Raw genomic sequence first — 22,593 nt, forward strand, 5'->3', positions numbered from 1 at the left:
GCCGGGTCCTTCTTTGTCGAAGTCGGACAAGGGATATCGGCTTCGGCCGCTGGCATGATGGACTGCAGGCCACAACGATTTAGATGTTTCGAACAAAGGAAGCTCGTATGGGACTGCTGAACAACAAAACGGCGATCGTCACAGGATCATCGCGCGGCATTGGCGCTGACGTAGCCAAGATCCTCGCCTCGGAGGGTGCCGCCGTCGTGGTCAACTACCGCCAGAAGGCGCCCCGCGCCAACAAGGTAGTGCAAGGGATCGAGGCCGCCGGCGGCCGTGCCGTCGCCGTGGGTGCCGACCTCACTACCCAGGAAGGCGTGCAGGCCCTCGCCAGCGCCGCCATGGAAAACTTTGGATCGCTGGACATCCTGGTCCTGAACGCCTCCGGCGGCATGGAAACCGGCATGGGCGAGGACTACGCGCTCAAGCTGAACCGCGACGCGCAGATCAACATGCTCAACGCCGCAGTGCCCCTGATGAAGGAAGGCTCCAGGGTGGTCTTCGTGACCAGCCACCAGGCCCACTTCATCAACACGGTCCCCACGATGCCGGCCTACGAGCCGGTGGCCCGCAGCAAGCGCGCCGGCGAGGACGCCCTGCGTGAACTCATCCCCAACCTCGCGGAGAAGGGCATCTCCCTGGTGGTGGTGTCCGGCGACATGATCGAAGGCACCGTCACCGCCACGCTCCTGGACCGTTCCACGCCAGGCGCCATCGAGGCCCGCCGCGCGGAGGCCGGCAAGCTGTACTCCGTCGAAGAGTTTGCGCAGGTTGTGGCAGGGATGGCAACGGCCGACGTCGAGTCCGGCCACACCGAATACGCCGGCGGAGCGGATTACTTCGGCAAGAGCGCCGAGGCTTCCAGCTAAACTCTGGCCCCTTCGCGAGATGGCAGTTCGCGGCAATGCTCATGTCGAGCACTGCCGCGAACTGCCATTTCGCGGTTAAAGCGGGGGAGTCAGACGCCGGCGACGTGGCGGACCGCGTCCAGGTACGGCATGTTCAGTGCTGCGTCGGCCACGGCGCGGACGGCAGGCTTGGCGTTGAAAGCCACCCCGATCCCGGCGGCGCCCAGCATGTCCAGGTCGTTGGCGCCATCACCCACGGCGATGGTGTGTTCAAGCGCGATACCCTCGGCGGCAGCCCACTCCCGCAGGTACTTTTCCTTCGCAGCCCTATCCACCACGGCGCCCAGCACCCTGCCGGTCAGCGCGCCGTCGACAATCTCCAGTTCGTTGGCCTGCCAGTAGTCCAGGCCCAGGTCGGCGGCGATCGGCTCCAGGATCTGGTTGAATCCGCCGGACACCACCGCCACGGTGTGGCCTGCGGCCTTGAACGCGGCCACCAACTGCTCGGCGCCTTCGCTGAGCTTCACTTCCTGGCGGACGGAATGGACGACGTCGGCCGGCAGCCCCGCGAGTACGGCCACTCTGGCGTGCAGGCTTTGGGCGAAGTCCAGCTCACCACGCATCGCAGCCTCCGTTACGGCTGCGACCTCCTCCCGCTTCCCCGCGTAGGCGGCCAGGAGTTCGATGACCTCCTGTTGGATCAGGGTGGAGTCCACATCCATGATCAGCAGCTTGCGGGCCGCAGTGCGAAGGGCGGCGGGCACGATGGCAGTGTCAAAGCCGTCCGTTGCGGATTCCGCCACGCCGCGGCGCAGTGCGGCGAGCCCCGCAGCGGTGGCGTCGGGAAGGGCCAGTTCAAGGATGTGGACCCGATAACGGTTGTCTCCTGACTCCGTTTCGGCCAGCACCTCGGCGCCGTGCGAATCAAGGACGGAACGCAGCTGCTCCAGCCCGGCAGGGGTCACATTCAGGCCATAGCTGACCGCAGTCACGTTCGAAGTCATGCCAGCAATCTTAGCCAGCGGTCAACGGGTGCCTTGAATTCATTGCGGGCAGCCGATGCAGGGCCGTTAGGCAGCCTTCACACCGGTTATCAGTCATCTTCTTTTTTGTCCTAGTGTCTACTCCTATGAGTGATGTTCTGGAACTGGACTCCGTCAGCGTTGTCCGAGGCAAAAAGACCCTGCTGGACAAGGTTGACTGGCAGGTTAACGAGGGCGAGCGGTGGGTCATTCTCGGCCCCAACGGCGCCGGCAAGACCACCCTTCTCCAGATCGCGGCGGCCCGGCTCCACCCCAGCAGCGGAACGGCCGGCATCCTCGACGAAATCCTGGGCCGCGTTGACGTGTTCGAGCTCCGGCCCCGCATCGGTCTCTCCTCCGCAGCCCTTGCCACCCAGATCCCCGAACACGAGAACGTCTTGAACGTTGTGGTTACCGCTGCCTATGGCGTCACCGGCCGCTGGCGCGAAGGCTACGAGCGCGACGACGAACGGCGCGCCTTCCGGCTGCTGAACGACTGGGGCATGGGGCCGCTGCTCAACAGGACGTTCGCCACCCTGTCAGAGGGCGAGCGCAAGCGCGTCCAGATTGCCCGGGCCCTGATGACGGACCCCGAACTGCTCCTGCTGGATGAGCCGGGCGCCGGACTGGACCTGGGCGGCCGCGAAGAGCTGGTGCACAAGCTCGCCGAGCTTGCCCGCGATGAAGCGGCTCCTGCCATGGTCCTGGTCACGCACCACCTGGAGGAAGTCCCGCCGGGGTTCACCCACGCCATGCTGCTGCGTGACGGCGGAGTTGTAGCTGCCGGTCCCATTACCGAGGTCCTGACCGAAGAACACCTCAGCACCACCTTCGGGCTGCCGCTTGCGGTGACCGAGAACGCGGGACGTTACACCGCCACAGCACGCCGCTAGAAGAGGCCTGCGCAACTACCTTGGAATTCTTCAGCAGCATCATTGTGTTCATCGCCGGGCTGTGGGCCGGCACCATCAACGCCGTGGTGGGCTCCGGGACCCTGGTCACCTTCCCAGTGCTCATCGCCTTGGGCGTTGCCCCGGTAACCGCCTCCATGAGCAACGCGATGGGCCTGGTCTTCGGCACGGGCGCCGGGGCCTTCGGGTACCGCCGTGAGCTGGCGGGCCGTGCGCGGCAGGTCATGCGCCTGCTGCCGGCGTCGGTGCTTGGCGGCATCACCGGCGCCTATCTCCTGCTTCACCTGCCCGAAAAGGTCTTCCACTATGTGGCCCCGGTCCTGCTGGTCCTGGCCATGTTGATGGTCGTGTTCCAGCCGCGGCTGCAGGACTGGGTGCGCAAGCGCGAGGCCGATCCGGCGCAGGCCGCCAAAGACAAACGCCACGGGATCCTCCTGCTGGTCCTGGTCTACCTGGCCGGAGTCTACGGCGGCTACTTCGTGGCAGCGCAGGGGATCCTGCTGGTGGGCATCCTTGGCGTGTTCCTCACCGGCACCATCCAGAACGCAAATGCCATGAAGAACTTCCTGGTCCTCGGCGTGAATATGGTCGCCGCCATCTCCTACCTGCTGTTCGCCTTCGACCGTGTCAACTGGCTGGTGGTGCTGCTGATCGCTGTGAGTTCCACCATCGGCGGCCTCATGGGCGCGAAGGTGGGCCGCAAGCTGTCGCCCCGCGTCCTGCGTGCCGTGATCTTCAGCCTGGGCCTCGTGGCCCTCGCCGTCATGATCGCCAACCTGCTGCAATAATCACCCGGTGACTTTCCACTACCTCGAATCCGCCGACGACCCCCGGGTCAGCGACTACACCACGCTCACCGACGTGCACCTGCGCAAGCTCCGCGAACCGGCCGAGGGCATGTACATCGCCGAGTCGTCGCGGGTGCTGCGCCGGGCGCTGGCCGCCGGGCACCAGCCACGGTCGTTCTTCCTCGCCGAGAAGTGGGTGGCGGACCTCGACGACGTCTTCAAGGCGTACCCGGACGTACCGGTTTTTATCGGCTCGGCAGCCCTGCTGGAGGAAATCACCGGCTTCCACCTGCACCGCGGGGCCATGGCGGCGATGCAGCGCCCTGCCCCGGTGCCGCTGCCGGGGCTCCTGGCCGGGGCCCGCCGCGTGGCCGTGCTGGAGGACATCGTGGACCACACCAATGTGGGGGCCATCTTCCGCTCCGCAGCGGCGCTCGATATCGACGCCGTCCTGGTTTCCCCGCGGTGCGGTGATCCGCTGTACCGCCGCAGTGTCAGGGTGAGCATGGGCACCGTGTTCCAGGTTCCCTGGGCGCGCCTGCACAACTGGCCCGGCGACCTCCAGGTGCTGAAGAACCACGGCTTCACCGTCGCGGCACTGGAACTGACGCCCGACGCGGAGGACGTCGACGCCGTCGCCTCCCGGAACCTGGACAAGCTCGCCCTGGTGCTCGGCACCGAGGGTGCCGGCATGAGCCCGGAGACCCTCGCCGCCGTCGACCTCGCCGTAAAGATCCCCATGCGCAACGGCGTGGATTCCCTCAACGTAGCCGCCGCTTCCGCCGTGGCCTTTTGGGAGCTTCGCGCGCGGGCCTAACGTATGGCGCATTGGTTCGTCAGCCCCACGGGCATCGGCTATGATGGATAGCTGGTTGTCCTGCTTTTTCAGCTACGGCTGATGCAACAGAACCCAGCCATCCCATTCATACCTGGCAGCTGGCAAAATCCAGCTGCGCGAACAAAGGTCCCATTGTGAAGTCTGATACCCACCCGAAGTACGAAGCTGTTGTCTTCAACGACCTGGCCTCCGGCACCAAGTTCCTGACCCGCTCCACTGTGTCTTCCTCCAAGACCATTGAGTGGGAAGACGGGAACACCTACCCGGTCATCGACGTCGAAATCTCTTCCGAGTCCCACCCGTTCTACACGGGCAAGCAGCGCATCATGGACTCTGCAGGCCGCGTCGAGCGCTTCAACGCTCGCTTCAAGGGCTTCGGCGGCAAGAAGTAATTCCTTCGCCCTGGCTTGTATCAGGAAGCCCGCACCGGAAACGGTGCGGGCTTCTGCGTTAACCGCACACCTGTCTTCTGGGGCAGGATTGGAAGCATGACCCAGTCACCTTTCCCCGCCCCTGAAGCCGCCAGCAACCAGCGCCTGCACGGTGAATATAAGGTGCCCGGCGGCAAGCTGGTGGTGGTGGACCTGACCGTGGTGGACGGCGCCCTTGCGGACGTCTCCGTCAGCGGCGACTTCTTCCTGGAACCGGACGAGGCACTGGCAGACATCAACCGCGCGCTGACCGGGCTCCCCGAGACCACTCCCGCTAAAGACCTCGCCGCGGCCGTCAGCGCAGCGCTGCCAACTGGAGCGGTCCTGTTCGGCTTCTCTGCCGATGCGGTGGCCGTCACCGTCCGCCGGGCGCTGGCCAAGGCCACCTCGTGGGGAGACCACGACTGGAACATCATCGCGCCCACCGTGCTTCCCACCGAAATCAACGTCGCCCTGGACGAGGTGCTCACGGAAGCCGTTGGCGCGGGGGAGCGTACCCCCACCCTGCGGTTCTGGGACTGGCAGGAGCCGTCGGTGGTCATCGGCAGCTTCCAGTCCGTGCAGAACGAGGTGGACCCCGAGGGCGTTGCCAAACACGGCATCAACGTGGTCCGGCGGATCAGCGGTGGCGGCGCCATGTTCATGGAGGCCGGCAACTGCATCACCTACTCGCTCTACCTGCCCCAGACCCTCGTGGACGGGCTGAGCTTCGCGGACTCCTACCCCTTCCTGGACGCCTGGGTCATGGCCGCACTGAAGAAGCTTGGCATCAACGCGTTCTACATCCCGTTGAATGACATCGCCACGGACCAGGGCAAGATCGGCGGCGCCGCACAGAAACGGCTGGCAAACGGCGGCATGCTGCACCACGTCACCATGAGCTACGACATCGACGCCGACAAGATGGTGGAGGTCCTCCGGATCGGCAAGGAGAAACTCTCCGACAAAGGCACCCGCAGCGCCAAGAAGCGCGTGGACCCGCTGCGCCGCCAGACCGGCCTGGCCCGGATGGCGATCATCGAGGCGATGATCGAGGTGTTCAGCGAGCGCTACGGGGCAACGCCGTCACAGCTGGCGGGACACGAACTGGCCGCCGCCGAGGAACGGGTGGCCACCAAGTTCGGGACCGAGGAGTGGCTCCACCGCGTCCCGTAGCCTCACCGGTTGCTCCCCACCGGCTCCCATCCTTCGCAAGCTCAGGCCGGGGCCCTCGCCGGCGTGGGCCCGTTGTCGTTTTGGCGCCTGCATAACGACGCTTAGGGAGCAATCGATGAGTGGTGGGGAACGACGGCGGCCTGTGCGGTGAGTGCGCGCAGCAGGTGGCTGCGCTGCTCGATGATGATCCGGCGCAGGGCATGCGGCGCCTCCGGGGTGGCAGCCAGCCACTCATCGGTCCGCCGTACCACCGGATGCTCCTCGGGTTGGGTGCCCGCCGCCAGATCCTGCGCCGCGGGGTAGAGACCGCGAACAATCCGGCTGGCAATCTCAATGCTGCGTTCATCCCATACGGTCCGAAGGCAATCGAAGTACGGCTCCACATAGGGTTCCAGCAGCGCCGGCGGAGCCGTGGTGAAGCCACTGATGGTTGCCGTCAGGAGCTGGTTGGAGAGCTCGGTCCCTTCGACGGATGCGTGCCAGGCCGCGGCCTTCACGGCAGGGTCCGGCCGGGATGCCATCGCGGTCGCGTGCCCTGCCCGGCCCGAAGCGGTGGTGTCCCGGGCCAGTTCGGCATCCAGTTCTGCTGCGCCGGCCTGTCCGTTGGCAGCGAGCGCATGCCACAGGTGCCAGCGGAGCTCGGCATCCACAGCCAGGCCCTCCACGGGCGCACTGCCGTCCAGCAGGCCCCGGAGGCGGGGGAGCAGGCTCCCGTCATGCCGGCTCAGGGTGGCCAGGGTGCGGGCCCAGGCGAGCTGCTGGTCCGAGCCGGGCGTGGCACGGTCCAGTTCGGCAGCGGCCGCGGCCAGGAAGGCGGAGCGCACGCTGGCCCGGCCGTCAGCGGGGGTGTAGCGTTCGACGGCGGTTGTCGCGTTGTCGAGGACGTTCAGCAGGACGCCGATGCCCGTTTCGGCAGGGGCGAAGGCAGCTACGGCATCCACGTACAGCGATGCGGGGCTTTCGCCGTCCCGGGCGGAGTTCCACAGCGACGTCCAGCAAAGGGCGCGGGCCATGGGATCGGCAATCCGGTCCAGCGAGGAACGAACCGCTGCCTCGGAGGCAGGATCCAGCCGCACCTTGGCGTAGGTCAGGTCGTCGTCATTGACCAGGAGGAGCGCAGGCCGCGGTTGGCCCGCGAGCTGGGGGAGTTCCGTGCGGGCGCCGGCCACGTCGGTTTCGATGCTGCCGGTCCGCACCAGGGCGCCCTCGGCGTCGAAGTCGTAGGAACCCACCCGGAGGCGGTGCGGCCGCAGCTCCTCGTGTCCCGTGACCGGGTCCGTCGCTTCCTGGACGATTGCCACCCTGCCCGGCACGCCGTCGTCGTCCGCTGCTGCGCCTTCCGGCGCACCCTCCGCGGCGAAGTCCAAAGACAGCGTGGAAATGCCTGAGGTCTGCAGCCACTGCCGGGCCCAGCCGGACAGCTCACGGCCTGAGGCAGCATCCAGGGCCGCCAGCAGGTCGGCCAGCGAGGTGTTCCCGTAGGCGTGCTTCCGGAAGTACTCGCGCGAGCCGGCGATGAAGGCGTCAAAACCTACATAGGCCACCAGCTGCTTGAGGACGGAGGCGCCCTTGGCGTAGGTGATGCCGTCGAAGTTCTGCTTGGCCGCCTCGAGGTCCGGGATGTCCGCCACGATGGGGTGGGTGGTGGGCAGCTGGTCCTGGACGTAGGCCCAGGCCTTGCGCTTGTTGGCGAAGTTGACCCACGCGGTGTCCCAGTCCGTGGCCCGGTCGACGCCGAGCGTTCCCATGTAGTCGGCGAACGATTCCTTGAGCCACAGATCGTCCCACCACTGCATGGTCACCAGGTCCCCGAACCACATGTGGGCCATCTCGTGCAGCAGGGTGTTGGCCCGCCCCTGGTACTGGGCGTCGGTGGCCCGGGACGTGAAGACGTAGCTCTCGGTGAAGGTGACCAGGCCAGGGTTCTCCATGGCACCGAGGTTGTACTCGGGAACGAAGGCCTGGTCGTATTTGCCCCAGGGGTACGGGTAGTCGAAGAGCCGGTTGAAGAAGTCCAGCCCCTTCCTGGTGAGCTCGAAGAGGTGGTCCGTGTCGAAGGATTCGGCCATGGAGGCGCGGCAGTAAAGGGCCAGCGGGACATCGAGGCGGGTGCCGTCGTCGAGCGTTGCCTGCCAGCTTTCCTCTGCCTTGAAGTAGGGGCCGGCCAGGACGGTGGTGATGTAGGTGGACATCGGCAAGGTGGTGGCGAAGTCCCAGCAGGCGGTGGCCGGGTCGCTGGTGAGCAGGGTGCGCTTCACCTCCGCACCGTTGGAGGCTACGTGCCAGTCTGCTGGGGCCATGACATGGAACGTGTAGGCAGCCTTCAGGTCCGGCTGTTCAAAGTTGGCGAACACCCGCCGCGCGTCGGCCGGCTCATACTGGGTGTACAGGTAGCACTGGCCGTCGGCGGGGTCCACGAACCGGTGCATGCCCTCGCCGGAGCGGCTGTACAGCGCGGTTCCGGTGACCGAGACCTGGTTTTCGGCCCGCAGGTTGTCCAGCCGGATCCGTGCGCCGTCCACCACGTCCTCCACCGGCAGTCCCTTGCCGTTGAGGAGCACACTGTGAACGCTGCTGCCGATGAAGTCCAGGAATGTGCTGGAGCCGGGCTCGGCCGTGAAGGTGATGACGCTGCGGCTGGTGTAACCGGCGACTGCCGGATCAGCTGCCTGCCGCACATCCAGGGAGATGTCGTAGCTGGTGGTGCTGATCAGGGCTGAACGTTCGGCGGCTTCGTGGCGCTGCAGATTCTCATTCGACACCCGGCTATCTAACCACGGCCCTGTTGGGTTGGCTCAGGTGGCCGGGCCAAGGGCTCGCTCAGCCTGCGATAAGGAACGCGGCCCCAAGGCCCAGCGCGGCAATCAGGAACCAGGAGGCCAGTGCTGCCAGGAGCGCCTGGCCACCCGTGTGGAGGAGGCTGCGGATCCGCACCGCCGAGCCCAGCCCGAACAGCGCCCCGCCCAGCAGGAGGTCCTGCAGGGTGGCTCCGGCCTCAAGCCACGCTGCGGGAAGCCAGCCCGTGGAGCGGAGCGCCACCATGGCGACGAAACCCACTACGAACAGCGGCACCACCGGCGGCATCTTCGCCGTGCTGCCGTCTGCGGCGCCGATTGACCGCGCGCCCCTTCGATGGTGCGCGCCCGCCATGGCGGCAACAGGCGCCAGCAGCAGCACCCGGGTGAGTTTGACGACGACGGCGATCGCCAGGGCAGCGGTCCCAGCGGTTTGGGCGGTGGCCACCACCTGGCCCACATCATGCACGGAAGCACCGGTCCAGGCGCCGAACACGGCCGCCGTCAGGCCCATGGGATGGGCGACGAGGGGAAGGACACCGATGGCGAGCGTTCCGCAGAGGGTCACCAGGGCCACGGGCAGGACGGTATCGGCGTGCCGGATCCGGCGGACGGCCGCCATGGCCCCAATCGCAGAGGCCCCACAGATGGAGAAGCCGGTGGCCACCAGGAGCGAGGTAACCGGCGGCAGGCGGAAGAGGCGCGAGATGGCGTACGTCCCGCCGAAGCTGGCGGCCACCACCGCCACGATCAGAAGCAGCGCCAGCCACCCCAGGCCCAGGACGTCCATGACGCTGACCTTCAAGCCCAGGAGGACGATTCCGGCGCGCATCAGGTGCTTGCCCGCGAAGTCCAGCCCGGGCCGTGCGCGCCCTTCGGTCCATCCAGCGGCGCCGGGAAGGTTGGCGGCGAGCACCCCCAGCACCACGGCCAGGGTCATCGCGGGGAGCGCAGGCAGCAGGCCGTGCACCAGGAAGGCGGCAGCGACGGCGGCTGCCGCGGTCAGCAGGCCCGGGACAAGCCGTGCGAGGAGGGGCCGGAAACGGCCACGGCCCGGCTCGGGAAGGCTTCTGCTGACTGGCACTCACCTACTGTGCCCGAAGAGGCCAGTAAAGTACGAACCGGGCTACCGGCGCCAACACGCCACAATGGGTGGCTGTAAATGAATTCGAAACAAAAAGATGGTTGGCTATTGGACATGTCAGACCTATTCCAGGATTACTCCGAGGCCGCAGGCCGCACCGGAGCCTACGACGAGATGTTCGCCCCGGGACAGCAGGCCAGGGACTCGTACGGGCAGGTGGCGGAGGCTCTCCGGAAGCTCTCCCTGGCGGACGTCAGCGCACGCGCCGACTCCATGGCCCGCACCTTCCTGGACCGCGGTGTCACGTTCGACTACGCGGGTGAGGAACGGCCCTTTCCCCTCGATATCGTCCCGCGGGTCATCCCGGCTGCCGAGTGGGATGTCCTGGAACGGGGCGTCGCCCAGCGGGTACGCGCCCTGGAAGCCTTCCTGAACGACGTCTACGACAAGATGACCGTGGTGTCCGATGGCGTGATCCCGCGTCAGCTGGTGACCACCAGCGCACACTTCCACCGGCAGGTCCACGGTTTCGAGCCCGCGGGCGGCGTCCGGGTGCATATCTCCGGCATCGACGTCGTCCGCGACGCCGCGGGTACCTTCCGGGTCCTTGAAGACAACGTCCGGGTGCCCTCCGGCGTCAGCTACGTGCTGGAGAACCGGCGCGCCATGGCCAAGGGCCTGCCCGAAGCCTTCGGGCAGCAGCTGATCCGCCCGGTGGAGGAATACCCCCGCCGGCTGCTCTCGGCCCTGCGCAAAACCGCGCCGGCCGGCGTTGACGATCCCACCGTCGTCGTCCTCACCCCCGGCGTCTTCAACAGCGCCTACTTTGAGCACACCCTCCTGGCCGGCCTCATGGGCGTGGAACTTGTGGAGGGCCGCGACCTGATCTGCCGCGGAAACCGCGTGTACATGCGGACTACGGCCGGCGAGCAGCGGGTGGACGTGATCTACAAGCGGATCGACGACGACTTCCTGGACCCGTTGCAGTTCCGCTCCGACTCCATGCTCGGCTGCCCCGGCCTGGTCAACGCCGCCCGCGCCGGCGGCGTCACCATCGCCAACGCGGTGGGCAATGGCGTTGCCGACGACAAACTGGTTTACAGTTACGTGCCTGACCTGATCCGCTACTACCTCAGCGAGGAGCCCATCATCGCCAACGTGGACACCTACCGCCTCGAGGAGAAGGAAGCCCGGGAGTACACCCTGGACAACCTCGCGGAACTGGTGGTCAAGCCCGTGGACGGTTCCGGCGGAAAGGGCCTGGTCATCGGCCCCGACGCGTCCCGGGACGAACTGGACGCACTCCGCCAGCGGATCATTGCCGACCCCCGCGGCTGGATTGCCCAGCCGGTGTTGCAGCTTTCCACGGTTCCCACCCTGGGCGGCGACAAGTTCGGCCCCCGGCACGTGGACCTTCGCCCCTTCGCGGTGAACGACGGCGACAACGTCTGGGTGCTCCCCGGCGGCCTGACCCGCGTGGCTTTGAAGGAGGGCTCCCTGATCGTCAATTCCAGCCAGGGCGGCGGGTCAAAGGACACGTGGGTCCTGGCCGACTCACCCCAGATGCCAGTGGAAACCGTTCCCCGGCAGTCCGTCACGGTCCGCGAACGGGTCTCCGTCTGGCCGGTCGAGAGCAACTGGCGCGACCGCCAGTCGGAGCAGCAGCAGTGAGCCGGGCACCTGGACACCTGGCCGCCGTCGGGCATTTCTTTTCCAACTTAGTTCCGGGCGCGCAGGAGGTAGCCGCGAATGCTTAGCCGTATTGCCGAGTCCCTGTTTTGGATCGGCCGTTACGTGGAGCGGGCGGACGGAACCGCCCGCATCCTCGACGTCCACCTGGAACGCCTGAACCACCTCCCCATGGAGGAACGCAAGAGCGTGGCGCAGGAACTCCTGGCCGTCATGGGCGCCAGGCCGCAGAGCGAGGACTTCGGCCTGCCGGAACTGCTCCACGCCCTGGCCTATGACAAGACCAGTGCCACCTCCATCGCGGGGTCCCTGGGTGCTGCCCGCGAAAACGCGCGCCGGGCCCGGGAGACCGTGTCCTCTGCACTGTGGGAGAGCCTGAACACCACCTACTACGGGCTGAGCCAGCACCGCAAGGACGTGGTGGGCACCTACCGGTTCTGCAACTGGACCCTGGAGCGTACCGCCATGGTCAGCGGCCTTGCCGACACCACGGTGAGCCATGACGAAAGCTGGCTCTTCCTGGTCCTGGGCCGTTCCCTGGAACGCGCGGACATGACGGCACGCATGCTCTCCACCCGCGACGTGCTCTCCGCGGGCATGTCCTGGGTCAACATGCTCCGCTGCGCCGGCGCCTACGAATCCTTCCTCCGTACGCGCCGCGCGGCCTTCGGCGACCAGCATGCCGCCGAATTCCTTCTCCTGGACCGGCTCTTTCCGCGGTCCATCGTCTATGCGCTGCGGGACGCCGACGAGTGCCTGGCCAAGCTGGACCCGTCCGCGCAGCGCGTGGGCTTCATCAACGACGCCCGCCGCATCGTGGGGCAGGCCCGGACCTTCCTGGAATTCCACCGCACGGACGATCTCATGTCCGAGCTGCCCGAACACATGGAACGGGTGCAGAAGGCAGTGTCCCAGGCCTCGGACGCCATTTCCCGTAAGTACTTCAATCAGGCGGATGAACTTGCCTGGGTGGGAGAAGTGTCATGACCCGGTTGAGCATCGTCCACAGGACGGCCTACAAGTACAACAAGCGGGTGACCCTGTCCTACAACGAGGCCCGGATGACCCCGCTGACCGATTCGCAGCAGGTGGTCCTGGAATCCGTGGTGAAGGTGGCTCCGTCGCAGGCGGCGGTGAGCACGTACCGGGACTACTGGGGGACCAGGGTCACGGCCTTCGACATGCAGATGCCCCACGAGAGCCTCGAGGTGGTTTCCAACATCACCGTCGAGGTGCACCGGGCGGAGAAGATCCCGGCGGAAGCCGACATCGTGGGCTGGGAGGACCTGAAGTCCCCGGAAACCCTTGATGCCTTCAGTGACTGGCTGCCGCAGTCACGCTTGAGCGGCCCGGGCGACGAAGTGCTGGGCATCATCCCGGATGTCGTGGCCGGGAAGAACCCGCATGAGGCGGCCATGGCCGTCTTCGCCTGGATGCGCGGGGAGATGACCTACATGTCCGGTTCCACCGCCGTCACCACCAACGCCGAAGAGGCCTGGGGGCAGCGCAAGGGCGTGTGCCAGGACCTGGCTCACCTGGCCATCGGCGCCCTGCGCAGCTGCGGCATTCCCGCGCGCTACGTCTCCGGCTACCTGCACCCGCGCTCCAGCGCCGGCATCGGGGAGACCGTTGCCGGGCAGTCGCACGCCTGGCTTGAATGGTGGGACGGGGACTGGCGCAGCTGGGACCCCACCAACCACAAGCCCGCCGGCGACTTCCACGTCACCGTGGCCAGGGGCCGCGATTACCGGGACGTGCCCCCGCTGAAGGGCATTCTGTCCGGGGGCGGCGGGTCCGCCCTCAAAGTAAGCGTGGAAATCACCCAACTGGCCTGACACGGCGGGTTCCCCGGCCTTCCTGGCCGGGGAACCCGCCGTCGTAATTTGTTGTTGACCGGCTTTGGGCCTATTCCTGCGACGCCTTGGCAGAGCCGTTGATCTGCGTCCACCAGGTCATCGGATCCGTGACCTTGAAGCGGCGCCCCGTCACCGAATCCGGCGTGATGCGGACAAAGGCGTCTTTCCGCCCCGCTTGCCACGGGAAAAGGTACAGGCGGGACGTCTCCAGCACTTCTTCGGTGCTTTTAACCAGGGCGGCGGTGCCCTTGACCACTACGCTTTAGGCCAATCCCGTGTCCGGGTCCACCCCGTCCGCCTCGACGGCAACGGCGGCCTCGCCTCCGGTGGCTGCGGACAGTTTGGTTCCCTGGGCGGTCCGGAAAACCAGCGTGCCGCCGTCCACGGTGTAGTTCACCGGGAAGATATCCGGACGGCCGTCCGCCAGCACTGCCAGCCTGCCCACGGACACCGTCCGCAGCATGGCCCAGCATTCGTGGTGTTCGAGGTTCTGCACTTGGCTGGATGACTCGTTGCTCATGCCGTGAGCATACCGCGCATCACCAGGGGCTGGGCTTGTAATCCTTCAGGAAAACGCCGTACTGGTCCTCGCCCTTTTCGCCCATGACGATGGGATCGTAGACCCGGGCCGCGCCGTCCACCAGGTCCAGGGGAGCGTGGAAGCCTTCCTCCATCAGCCGGACCTTGGTGAAGTGCGGACGTTCGTCGGTGATCCAGCCCGTGTCCACGGCCGTCATCAGGATTCCATCCGTGTCCAGCATTTCCTGCGCACTGGTGCGCGTCATCATGTTCAGGGCGGCCTTGGCCATGTTCGTGTGGGGGTGCCCGGGCCCCTTATATGCGCGGGAGAACTGGCCCTCCATGGCGGAGACGTTCACGATGTACTTCCGCCGGGCAGTGGAGCGCCTCATGGCGTCGCGGAGGCGGCTGACCAACAGGAACGGCGCGGTGACGTTGCAGAGCTGCACCTCGAGCATTTCGAGCGGATCCACCTCGTCCACTACTTGGGTCCAGCTGTTGATGGTGGCCAGGTCGGGAACCAGCCCGCCGGCGTCGATGGCCGTGCCCGAGGCGATCCGTTCCAGCGAGGCGGACCCGGTGGACAGCGCGAGGGAGGTGACGGCATCGCCGGCCAGGACGGGATGTTCCGTGACGCTGCCGGCGATCGCCAGCGGGTGCTTGTCATGGGCGTGGCCGAAGGTCAGCAGCTCCGGGCCGCCGTTGGCGTGCTCCAGTGCCGCGGGGAGGGGTTCGTCCTCGGCATCGACCAGGGGCTTGTAGGCATTGCCGGAACGGCGCACCGTCTGGGCGGCGTTGTTGATGATGATGTCCAGCGAGCCGGCTTCATTGAGCGAGTCGGTGAGGGCCATGACCTGGGCAGGATCGCGCAGGTCAATGCCCACGATCCGGAGCCGGTGCAGCCACTCGCCGCTGTCCTCCATGGCGGCGAAGCGCCGGGCCGCGTCCTTGGGGAACCGGGTGGTGATGGTGGTGTGCGCTCCATCGCGCAGCAGGCGCAGGGCGATGTACATCCCGATCTTGGCGCGGCCGCCGGTGAGCAGGGCCCGGCGCCCGGTGAGGTCAGTCCGGGCGTCGCGCTTGCTGTGGCTGAAGGCGGCGCATTCGGGGCACAGCTGGTGGTAGAACGCGTCCACCTGGGTGTAGTGCTGCTTGCAGATGTAGCAGGGGCGGGACCTGATGAGGTGGCCTGCAACCTTGCCGGTGGTGGACGGTGCCAGCTTATTGCCACGGGTCTCGTCATCGATCCGGTCCGGCGCGGCCGTGGCGGTCTGGGCGATAACGGCGCGGTCAGCCTCGGCGATCGAATCGCGCTTGGTGACCCTGCGGTGGCGCTTGACCGCCTTGAACATCTTTCCCGTCGCACGGCGGACTGCAAGGTAGTCCGGGTGCTCCTCGTCGTACGCGTGGATGGTGTTCAGGACCTTGAGGCAGGCCTGGATGTCCTCAGGGGTCAGATCGGGGGAGCTCATTGGGAAAATTTTACAGCGTACGCCGCAGGCCGGGGCACCATCGGTGGTGCCCCGGCCTGCTGGCTTACTGCGGGTAAAGCGGCGGCGACTCGGGCGTCAGGAAACCCTGCCGGCCGGCGCGGCCTCCGCGGCTGCGGCAGCATGCGTGCCGGCAACCTTGTCCGCGGCCTCGCGCATGTCGGGGTACTGCTCCGCGGCGGCCCTGATCGCACTGGGCAGGACGCCGACATGCTTCGCCGCGAGCTTCCGTTCTTCCTCGCCCGGCTCCGGGACCTCCTGGCCCTTGGACAGGACGGTAATGCCGGATTCGGTGACCTTGAAGCCGCGGGCCCGGTCAAGGTCCGGGTCGAGTCCAATGGCGGCTCCCGCGGGGACCTTGACGTTCTTGTCCAGGATGGCGCGGTTGATGACGGCCCCTTCGCCCACCTGCACCTTGTCCATCAGCACCGAGTCGATGACGCGGCCGCTGGTGGCCACGTAGACGTCGTTGGACAGCACCGATCCTTCCACCACGCCGCCGGAAATCACCACGCCGTTGGCGACGATGGAGTCCAGCGCCGTGCCCACGGTGTTGTTCTTGCCGCGGACGAACTTGGCCGGCGGCGAAATGCTCTGGCGGGTGTAGATGGGCCACTCGGAGTTGTAGAGGTTGAAGACCGGCAGCGGGGAGATGAGGTCGATGTGGGCGTCATAGAAGGAGTCGATGGTGCCTACGTCGCGCCAGTAGGTGCGGTCGCGTTCGGTGGAGCCGGGGATGTCGTTGAGCGTGAAGTCGTAGACACCTGCCTCGCCGCGGTTGACGAAGTAGGGGATGATGTCCCCGCCCATGTCGTGCTTGGTGTCAAGGCGCTCGGCGTCCACGTGCAGCGCGGCCACCAGGGCGTCGGCATCAAAAACGTAGTTGCCCATGGAGGCGAGGAACTGGGAGGGGTCCGCGGCAAGACCGGGGGTGCTGGCGGGCTTTTCCACGAACGCCGCGATCTTCTGGGGGTCGTTCTGGTCCGTTTCGATGACGCCAAACTGGTTGGCCATGTGCAGCGGCTGCCGTACTGCGGCCACGGTGGCCTTGGCACCGCTGTTGACGTGCTGGGCAACCATCTGGGCGAAGTCCATCCGGTACACGTGGTCCGCGCCGACCACCACCACGATGTCGGGGTTGGCGTCATGGATGAGGTTCAGGGACTGGTAGATGGCGTTGGCACTGCCCAGGAACCAGCTCTTGCCCACGCGCTGCTGCGCCGGGACAGAAGCGATGTAGTTGCCGAGCTGGGTGGACATCCGCCAGGTCTCTGAAATGTGCCGGTCCAAGCTGTGCGACTTGTACTGGGTCAGCACCACGATCTGCAGGTAGCGGGAATTCACCAGGTTGGACAGCGCGAAGTCGATGAGGCGGTAGCTGCCGGCGAAGGGCACGGCGGGCTTGGCCCGGTCTGCCGTCAGTGGCATAAGCCTGTTTCCCTCGCCGCCTGCGAGGACAATGGCCAGGACTTTTTTGGTTAACGGCATGATGGTCGCTCCTGTACGCCTTCGTAACTCCCCAAGACAGTCCGGTATGCCCGGACTCCTTCACACTAGAACAGTTATCCGTGAACGACTACCTTGGGTCTTGTGCGAATAGACATTGTGACTAAAGAGTTCCCGCCGGAGATCTACGGTGGCGCCGGGGTGCATGTAGCCGAATTGAGCAGGGTGCTTAGTAAGCACGTTGACCTGCAGGTTCGTGCTTTTGGCGCTCCCCGTGACGCCGACTATCATGGCGCGACGGTAACGTCCTACCAGGTCCCGGAAGACCTCGGCGGGGCGAACGCGGCGGTCCAGACCCTGGGTGTGGACCTGCGCATTGTGCCGGACGTCCAAGGCGCGGACCTGGTCCATTCGCACACCTGGTACGCCAACATGGCAGGCCATCTGGCGTCTCTGCTACACGGAATCCCGCACGTCCTCAGCGCTCACAGCCTCGAGCCGCTGCGGCCCTGGAAGGCTGAGCAGCTCGGTGGCGGCTATGCCCTCTCCTCCTGGGTGGAGAAGACAGCGTATGAAGCTGCGGCCGCGATCATCGCGGTGTCCGAAGGCATGCGCCAGGACATCCTGCGCAGTTACCCCAACGTGGACCCGGCGAAGGTCCGGGTGGTGCATAACGGCATCGACGTGGAGCTGTGGCAGCGTGACGAAAACGACGACGCCGTCCGCGCCCTTGGCATCGACCCGGCCAAGCCGAGCGTCGTCTTTGTGGGAAGAAACACACGCCAGAAGGGCGTCCCCTACCTCCTGAGGGCGGCGGCGAAGCTACCGGCCGACGTCCAGCTGGTCCTGTGCCTCGGCGCGGCCGACACCCCGGAACTCGCAGCAGAGACCGCGGCCCTGATCGAGGACCTGCAGAAGCAGCGCACGGGCGTGGTACTGATCGAACGGATGCTGCCGCGCCACGAGCTCATCCAGGTGCTCAGCCACGCCACCGCGTTCGCCTGCCCCTCCATCTACGAGCCGCTGGGCATCGTCAACCTTGAAGCCATGGCCTGTGGGGCGGCGGTGGTGGCCAGTGCCACCGGCGGCATCCCCGAGGTCGTGGAGCATGGCCGCACCGGACTGCTGGTCGACCTGGAGCAGGTGACGGACGGCACGGGCACGCCCCTGGATCCGGAGAAGTTCGTCAAGGAGTTTGCTGCGGCCCTCACAGAAGTGGTGTCCGATCCCGACCGCGCCCGCGCCATGGGACGCGCCGGCCGGGAACGCGCCGAAAAGCACTTCTCCTGGGAGTCCATCACCGAGACCACCCTTGAGGTGTACCGCTCTGTACTGCCGGCCGCCGGCTGATCGTCCAAGTACAAATAACGACGGCGCCGCTCCCCTTGATAGGGGAGCGGCGCCGTCGTAATTTCCCGGCATCGCATGGAGTGCCTTGGGCGCTCCCGGCAGGTCAGCCCTTCCGGGCTCCGGCAGCGGTCCGGGCGATAAGCACCTTCTCATCCACCGGGGATTGGCCGCTGGCACGCTGGTTCCGGAAATGTGCCCGGGCTTGGTCCTGGCGCGTCTTTTCGGCACCGGTGGCAATGGCTGCACGGACGTGGTCCTCGCCGTATCCAAAGGCATCCACGAGGTCCAGCGCGTGCGGACGGATCTTCTCCAGCAGCCGGTTGATGTAGCCGCCCACCGTGCGGGCCCGCTGCATGGAAAGGCGGCCGTTCATCAGGTACCAGGACAGGTTCTTTTCGATCAGCGACAGGCCGAATAGGTCACGCAGCCAGGTCAGCACTTTCCTGGTTCCCGGGTCCGACACCTGATGGAGGGCCTCCGTGAAGGCCTCCCACTGCAGCAGTTCGGCGTGTGCCTGGGCGGCGTCGATGAGTTCGTTCTGGTGCCGGTTGAACAGGGCGGCGCCCTTGTCCTGCGGCAGGCGCTTGCTGCCTTTAAGGGCAGCTCCTGCCTCAGCCACCATGGTCTGCACCCGGTCCGTGAGGAGCGCACGCTGGCTTTCCTCGTCCCGCAACGCGATCGCGGCCTTCTGGACCGATCCGGTGTCCGCCATGAACTGGGCCACCTGGCGCAGGCCGGTACGGTGGACTGCGACGCCGGCTGCCTGGTTCACCACGTAGCGGGCCAGGACGCCGAAGTCGACGTTGCGGAATTCCTTGGCGTAATCAGCCAGCAGGCGCTTGGCCACCAGCTGAAGCAAAACGGTGTTGTCGCCCTCGAACGTGGCGTACACGTCCAGGTCCGCACGCAGCGAGGCGAAGCGGTTTTCGATCAGGAACCCGGCGCCGCCGCAGGCCTCCCGGCATTCCTGCAGGGTGTCCAGGGCGTGCCAGGTGCTCAGCGGCTTCAGCGCTGCAGCCAGGGTTTCCAGATCCTGGCGGTCCGCGTCGGTATCGTGGGCACCGGAGAAGACGTCGTCGAACTTCTCCAGCAGCTGTTCGTGGGCGAAGGCGGCCGCGTAGGTGGTGGCCAGCCGGGTGAACAACCGCCGCTGGTGGCGCTGGTAGTCAAGGAGGACTTCCTCCTCGGTGTGGGAGGAGGCATTGAACTGGCGGCGCTCGGTGGCGTACTGGATGGCCGCCTTCAAAGCCACCTTGGAGGCGGCGACGGCGGCACCGTCCAGTGATACCCGACCCTGGACCAGGGTGCCCAGCATGGTGAAGAAGCGCCGGCCGGGGCTGGCGATGGGCGAGGTGTAGTTTCCGTCCACGTCAACGTTGCCATACCGGTTCAGGAGGTTGGTCCTGGGGATGCGGACGTTGGTGAAGTGCAGGCGGCCGTTGTCGATGCCGTTGAGGCCACCCTTGATGCCGTCGTCCTCGCCGCCAATGCCGGGCAGGAACTCCTTGGTCCGGGGGTCCCGCAGGTCCACGTAGAAGGCGTGGACTCCATGGTTCACGCCGCGGGTGACCAGCTGGGCGAAGACCACGGCGCCCAGCCCGTCAGTGGCGGCGTTGCCGATGTAGTCCTTCCAGGCCGCCCGGAAGGGGGTATGGATGACGAATTCTTCGGTGTCGGGATCGTAGGTGGCGGTGGTGGCGATGCTGGCCACATCTGAGCCGTGGCCGGTCTCGGTCATGGCGAAGCAGCCGGGGATCTCGAGGCTCATGATTCCCGGCAGCCACTTCGCGTGGTGTTCAGCCGTGCCCAAGTGCATCACCGCGGAACCGAAGAGTCCCCACTGGACGCCGGCCTTGATCTGGAGCGAGGGGTCGGCCACCACCAGTTCCTCAAAACCTGCGATGTTTCCGCCGTGGTCGTCCGAGCCGCCCAGGTCAGATGGGAAGGCGCGGTGCACGGCCTCATTGTCCACGAGGTATTTGAGCTGGCCGAAGACGCGTTCACGGTGGTCCGTGTGGGTCAGGCCCTCCACTTTGTGCAGTTCCGGCCTGGCTGCCAGGTCCCGCGCCTGGCGGCGGACATCGGCCCACTTTCCCAGGAGCTGCCTGCCCAATGCCTCGACGTCGACGGCGGGTTCGGAACTTTTGTCCGGAGTGGCGGCAGGCGTTGCCGCGGGGCGGAGGCCCTTGCCGGCTTGGCGTTCCACTACATCAGTCATGTCACAGTCCTTCTTTGGCGGATAACTTGGTGGTTGGTGAAGCAGGGGTGAGCTCAGGGGCTATGCCAACGCACAGCCACGCCGTGATCTGGCGCGCCATGCTCTCTTGGGTTGGCTTGGCAGGGGACTCGGGGGTGCTGAGCCACTGTTCGCCGGCATTCCGCACCAGGCCGATGGCCGCCTTGGGCCAGTAGCCGATGACGGCTTCTCCGACGTCGCCCAGGTGCGAGCGCATCGGTTTGGCGATCATGTCCGCGATGGCGTCGAAGAAGTGTCCCAGCGGGCCGCCTGCGGCTGCAGGATGGGCAGGGCCGGGCTGGTCAGCCGGCGCATAGCTTGTGACAAACGCGTAGACGTTGGGGCTGGTGTCCGCCATTTGCAGGTAGGCCGATACCATCGCCAGCAGCCCTTCCCGGGGTGTGACGGCACTTTGCGCAGCTTCCTGGATGCGGTGCTGCATCTGGCTGAGGACCACTTCTCCCACAGCCTGCTGCAGCCCGGCTTTGTCCCCAAAGTAGCGGTAGAAGACCGATTTGGAGGTCCCGGCGGCAGTTGCGATGTCCTCCATCGAGGCGTCGCTGCCCAGTGCATGCACTGCCCGGCGGGCCTGCTTGATCAGCTCTGTGCGGCGTTCCTCGCGGTGGCTTTGCCAGCGCGAGGAACGCCCGTCCGGGCTTGCGGGTTGTTGAAGCCCGATGGAAGGAGAGATGTTTGTGTCCTGAAAGTTCACGATACCCAGCGTATCAGGTACGCTGGGTATCGGTAACCGCATGTGACCCGAGGAGCCTTCCATGTCCATAGACGGACAGTCCACCCCCGCGCCTGATGGATCAGCCTCAGCCGCCGTCCCGCCAACCCGCAGGGCGGTGGTCGTCGGCGGAAACAGGATTCCGTTCGCCCGCGCCGGCGGCGCCTATGCAAAGTCTTCCAACCAGGACATGCTGACCGCTGCCCTGGACGGCCTGATCGCACGCTTCGGACTTCAGGACGAGCGGATCGGCCAGGTGGCAGCGGGCGCGGTGCTCAAGCATTCCAAAGATTTCAACCTCACCAGGGAAGCCGTACTCGGCACGGCACTCTCGGCCGAAACTCCCGTCTACGACCTCCAGCAGGCATGTGCCACAGGCCTTGAAACGGTTGTGGGGCTGTCGAACAAGATCAAGCTGGGTCAAATCGACTCGGCCATCGCCGGCGGCGTTGATTCGGCATCCGACGCACCGGTGGTTGTCAGCGAAGGTCTTCGCGAGGTAATCCTGGACCTGCACCGCGCCAAGACACTTCCCCAGCGGCTGCAGATCCTGAGCCGGCTGCGACCCAAGGACTTGGCGCCGCTGGCCCCCGGTACGGGAGAGCCGCGTACCGGCCTGACCATGGGCGAGCACCAGGCCCTCACCACCGCACAGTGGAAAATCTCCCGCGAAGCCCAGGACGAGCTGGCCTTGAACAGCCACCACAACCTGGCCGCCGCCTACGATTCAGGCTTCTTTGATGACCTGCTGACCCCGTACCGCGGGCTGACGCGCGACGCGAACCTCCGCGCCGATACCTCAAAGGAAAAGCTCGCTTCCCTGAAGCCGGTCTTTGGCCGCAACCTCGGTGCAGATGCCACCATGACCGCAGGCAACTCCACGCCGCTGACGGACGGGGCCTCCACGGTGTTGCTGGCTTCCGACGAATGGGCAGACGCCCGGGACCTGCCCAAGCTGGCCGCCGTGGTTGACGCCGAGGCTGCTGCGGTGGATTTTGTGCACGGCAAGGACGGGTTGCTGATGGCGCCCGTGTTCGCTGTGCCACGGCTCCTGGCCCGGCAAAACCTGACGCTTGCTGACTTTGACTACTTCGAGATTCACGAAGCCTTTGCCGCCACTGTCCTCAGCACACTGGCTGCATGGGAGGACGAGGAGTTCGGCCGCACCCGCCTGGGCCTGGAAGGTGCGTTCGGCAGCATTGACCGATCGCGCCTCAACGTCAACGGGTCTTCGCTGGCGGCGGGCCACCCGTTCGCCGCAACCGGCGGCCGCATCGTCGCCACCCTGGCCAAGATGCTGCACGCCAAGGCGGCTTCCACCGGCCGTCCTGCCCGCGGCCTGGTGTCCGTTTGCGCAGCCGGCGGCCAGGGCGTCGTCGCGATCCTGGAATCTCTGTAGGGGGCG

General features: G+C 66.4%; 18 protein-coding genes and 1 pseudogene. 11 read left to right on the plus strand and 8 right to left on the minus strand.

Annotation, left to right across the window (positions count from 1 at the left end):
- Positions 1-107: 107 nt before the first annotated feature.
- Positions 108-869, plus strand: a complete 762-nt coding sequence (locus LFT44_RS10095) for an SDR family oxidoreductase (protein WP_236802689.1) — start codon at positions 108-110, stop codon at positions 867-869.
- A gap of 89 nt (positions 870-958) precedes the next feature.
- Here the strand turns inward: LFT44_RS10095 and serB are convergent, their stop codons facing one another.
- Positions 959-1,852, minus strand: coding sequence for a phosphoserine phosphatase SerB (serB, locus tag LFT44_RS10100; RefSeq protein WP_236802691.1), 894 nt, complete (start codon positions 1,850-1,852; stop codon positions 959-961).
- 125 nt (positions 1,853-1,977) lie between these two features.
- On the opposite strand from serB, the gene LFT44_RS10105 reads away from it, so the two are divergent.
- The 5 genes from LFT44_RS10105 (at position 1,978) to LFT44_RS10125 (ending at position 5,993) form a co-directional block, all read left to right on the plus strand.
- Complete coding sequence (locus LFT44_RS10105; RefSeq protein WP_236802692.1) at positions 1,978-2,763, plus strand: ABC transporter ATP-binding protein; 786 nt, start codon at positions 1,978-1,980, stop codon at positions 2,761-2,763.
- Between the two features lie 20 nt (positions 2,764-2,783).
- Positions 2,784-3,569 carry a sulfite exporter TauE/SafE family protein gene (locus LFT44_RS10110; RefSeq protein ID WP_236802694.1) on the plus strand — a complete coding sequence of 262 codons (786 nt, stop codon included), beginning with the start codon at positions 2,784-2,786 and terminating at the stop codon, positions 3,567-3,569.
- Positions 3,570-3,576: 7 nt separating this feature from the next.
- Positions 3,577-4,386, plus strand: coding sequence for a TrmH family RNA methyltransferase (locus tag LFT44_RS10115; RefSeq protein WP_236802696.1), 810 nt, complete (start codon positions 3,577-3,579; stop codon positions 4,384-4,386).
- Positions 4,387-4,541: 155 nt separating this feature from the next.
- Complete coding sequence (locus tag LFT44_RS10120; RefSeq protein WP_018761303.1) at positions 4,542-4,799, plus strand: type B 50S ribosomal protein L31; 258 nt, start codon at positions 4,542-4,544, stop codon at positions 4,797-4,799.
- Between the two features lie 96 nt (positions 4,800-4,895).
- Positions 4,896-5,993 (plus strand): lipoate--protein ligase family protein, encoded by a 1,098-nt coding sequence (locus LFT44_RS10125; RefSeq protein ID WP_236802698.1) that lies wholly within the window; start codon positions 4,896-4,898, stop codon positions 5,991-5,993.
- Between the two features lie 101 nt (positions 5,994-6,094).
- Here the strand turns inward: LFT44_RS10125 and pepN are convergent, their stop codons facing one another.
- On the minus strand, positions 6,095-8,755 hold the full coding sequence (gene pepN, locus LFT44_RS10130; RefSeq protein WP_236802700.1) for an aminopeptidase N: 2,661 nt from the start codon (positions 8,753-8,755) through the stop codon (positions 6,095-6,097).
- Positions 8,756-8,813: 58 nt separating this feature from the next.
- A complete protein-coding gene (locus LFT44_RS10135) occupies positions 8,814-9,872 on the minus strand; it encodes a YeiH family protein (protein WP_236802702.1) in 1,059 nt (352 codons plus the stop codon).
- A gap of 114 nt (positions 9,873-9,986) precedes the next feature.
- Between LFT44_RS10135 and LFT44_RS10140 the strand changes: the two genes are divergently transcribed.
- The 3 genes from LFT44_RS10140 (at position 9,987) to LFT44_RS10150 (ending at position 13,396) form a co-directional block, all read left to right on the plus strand.
- Positions 9,987-11,543, plus strand: coding sequence for a circularly permuted type 2 ATP-grasp protein (locus tag LFT44_RS10140; protein WP_236802704.1), 1,557 nt, complete (start codon positions 9,987-9,989; stop codon positions 11,541-11,543).
- 78 nt (positions 11,544-11,621) lie between these two features.
- The gene (locus tag LFT44_RS10145) at positions 11,622-12,548 is read left to right on the plus strand and encodes an alpha-E domain-containing protein (RefSeq protein WP_142133862.1); all 927 of its coding nucleotides are present in this window, start codon (positions 11,622-11,624) and stop codon (positions 12,546-12,548) included.
- The gene (locus LFT44_RS10150; RefSeq protein WP_236802706.1) at positions 12,545-13,396 is read left to right on the plus strand and encodes a transglutaminase family protein; all 852 of its coding nucleotides are present in this window, start codon (positions 12,545-12,547) and stop codon (positions 13,394-13,396) included. The genes LFT44_RS10145 and LFT44_RS10150 overlap by 4 nt, the downstream gene beginning before the upstream one ends.
- A gap of 70 nt (positions 13,397-13,466) precedes the next feature.
- Here LFT44_RS10150 and LFT44_RS10155 read toward each other — a convergent pair.
- From LFT44_RS10155 to glgC, 3 genes and pseudogenes are all read right to left on the minus strand, one after another.
- Positions 13,467-13,937: pseudogene (locus LFT44_RS10155) on the minus strand (pyridoxamine 5'-phosphate oxidase family protein).
- Between the two features lie 19 nt (positions 13,938-13,956).
- The gene (locus tag LFT44_RS10160; protein WP_236802708.1) at positions 13,957-15,408 is read right to left on the minus strand and encodes an SDR family NAD(P)-dependent oxidoreductase; all 1,452 of its coding nucleotides are present in this window, start codon (positions 15,406-15,408) and stop codon (positions 13,957-13,959) included.
- Positions 15,409-15,504: 96 nt separating this feature from the next.
- The gene (gene glgC, locus LFT44_RS10165) at positions 15,505-16,914 is read right to left on the minus strand and encodes a glucose-1-phosphate adenylyltransferase (protein ID WP_236802710.1); all 1,410 of its coding nucleotides are present in this window, start codon (positions 16,912-16,914) and stop codon (positions 15,505-15,507) included.
- 102 nt (positions 16,915-17,016) lie between these two features.
- Between glgC and glgA the strand changes: the two genes are divergently transcribed.
- Positions 17,017-18,222 carry a glycogen synthase gene (gene glgA, locus LFT44_RS10170; RefSeq protein WP_236802712.1) on the plus strand — a complete coding sequence of 402 codons (1,206 nt, stop codon included), beginning with the start codon at positions 17,017-17,019 and terminating at the stop codon, positions 18,220-18,222.
- 103 nt (positions 18,223-18,325) lie between these two features.
- Here the strand turns inward: glgA and LFT44_RS10175 are convergent, their stop codons facing one another.
- Both LFT44_RS10175 and LFT44_RS10180 read right to left on the minus strand, forming a co-directional pair.
- Positions 18,326-20,440 (minus strand): acyl-CoA dehydrogenase family protein, encoded by a 2,115-nt coding sequence (locus LFT44_RS10175; RefSeq protein WP_236802713.1) that lies wholly within the window; start codon positions 20,438-20,440, stop codon positions 18,326-18,328.
- Between the two features lies 1 nt (position 20,441).
- The gene (locus LFT44_RS10180) at positions 20,442-21,212 is read right to left on the minus strand and encodes a TetR/AcrR family transcriptional regulator (RefSeq protein ID WP_373462206.1); all 771 of its coding nucleotides are present in this window, start codon (positions 21,210-21,212) and stop codon (positions 20,442-20,444) included.
- Positions 21,213-21,231: 19 nt separating this feature from the next.
- Between LFT44_RS10180 and LFT44_RS10185 the strand changes: the two genes are divergently transcribed.
- Positions 21,232-22,587 carry an acetyl-CoA C-acetyltransferase gene (locus tag LFT44_RS10185; RefSeq protein ID WP_236802717.1) on the plus strand — a complete coding sequence of 452 codons (1,356 nt, stop codon included), beginning with the start codon at positions 21,232-21,234 and terminating at the stop codon, positions 22,585-22,587.
- Positions 22,588-22,593: the final 6 nt, after the last annotated feature.

This window comes from Arthrobacter sp. FW306-05-C (assembly GCF_021801725.1).
Taxonomy (GTDB): domain Bacteria; phylum Actinomycetota; class Actinomycetes; order Actinomycetales; family Micrococcaceae; genus Arthrobacter.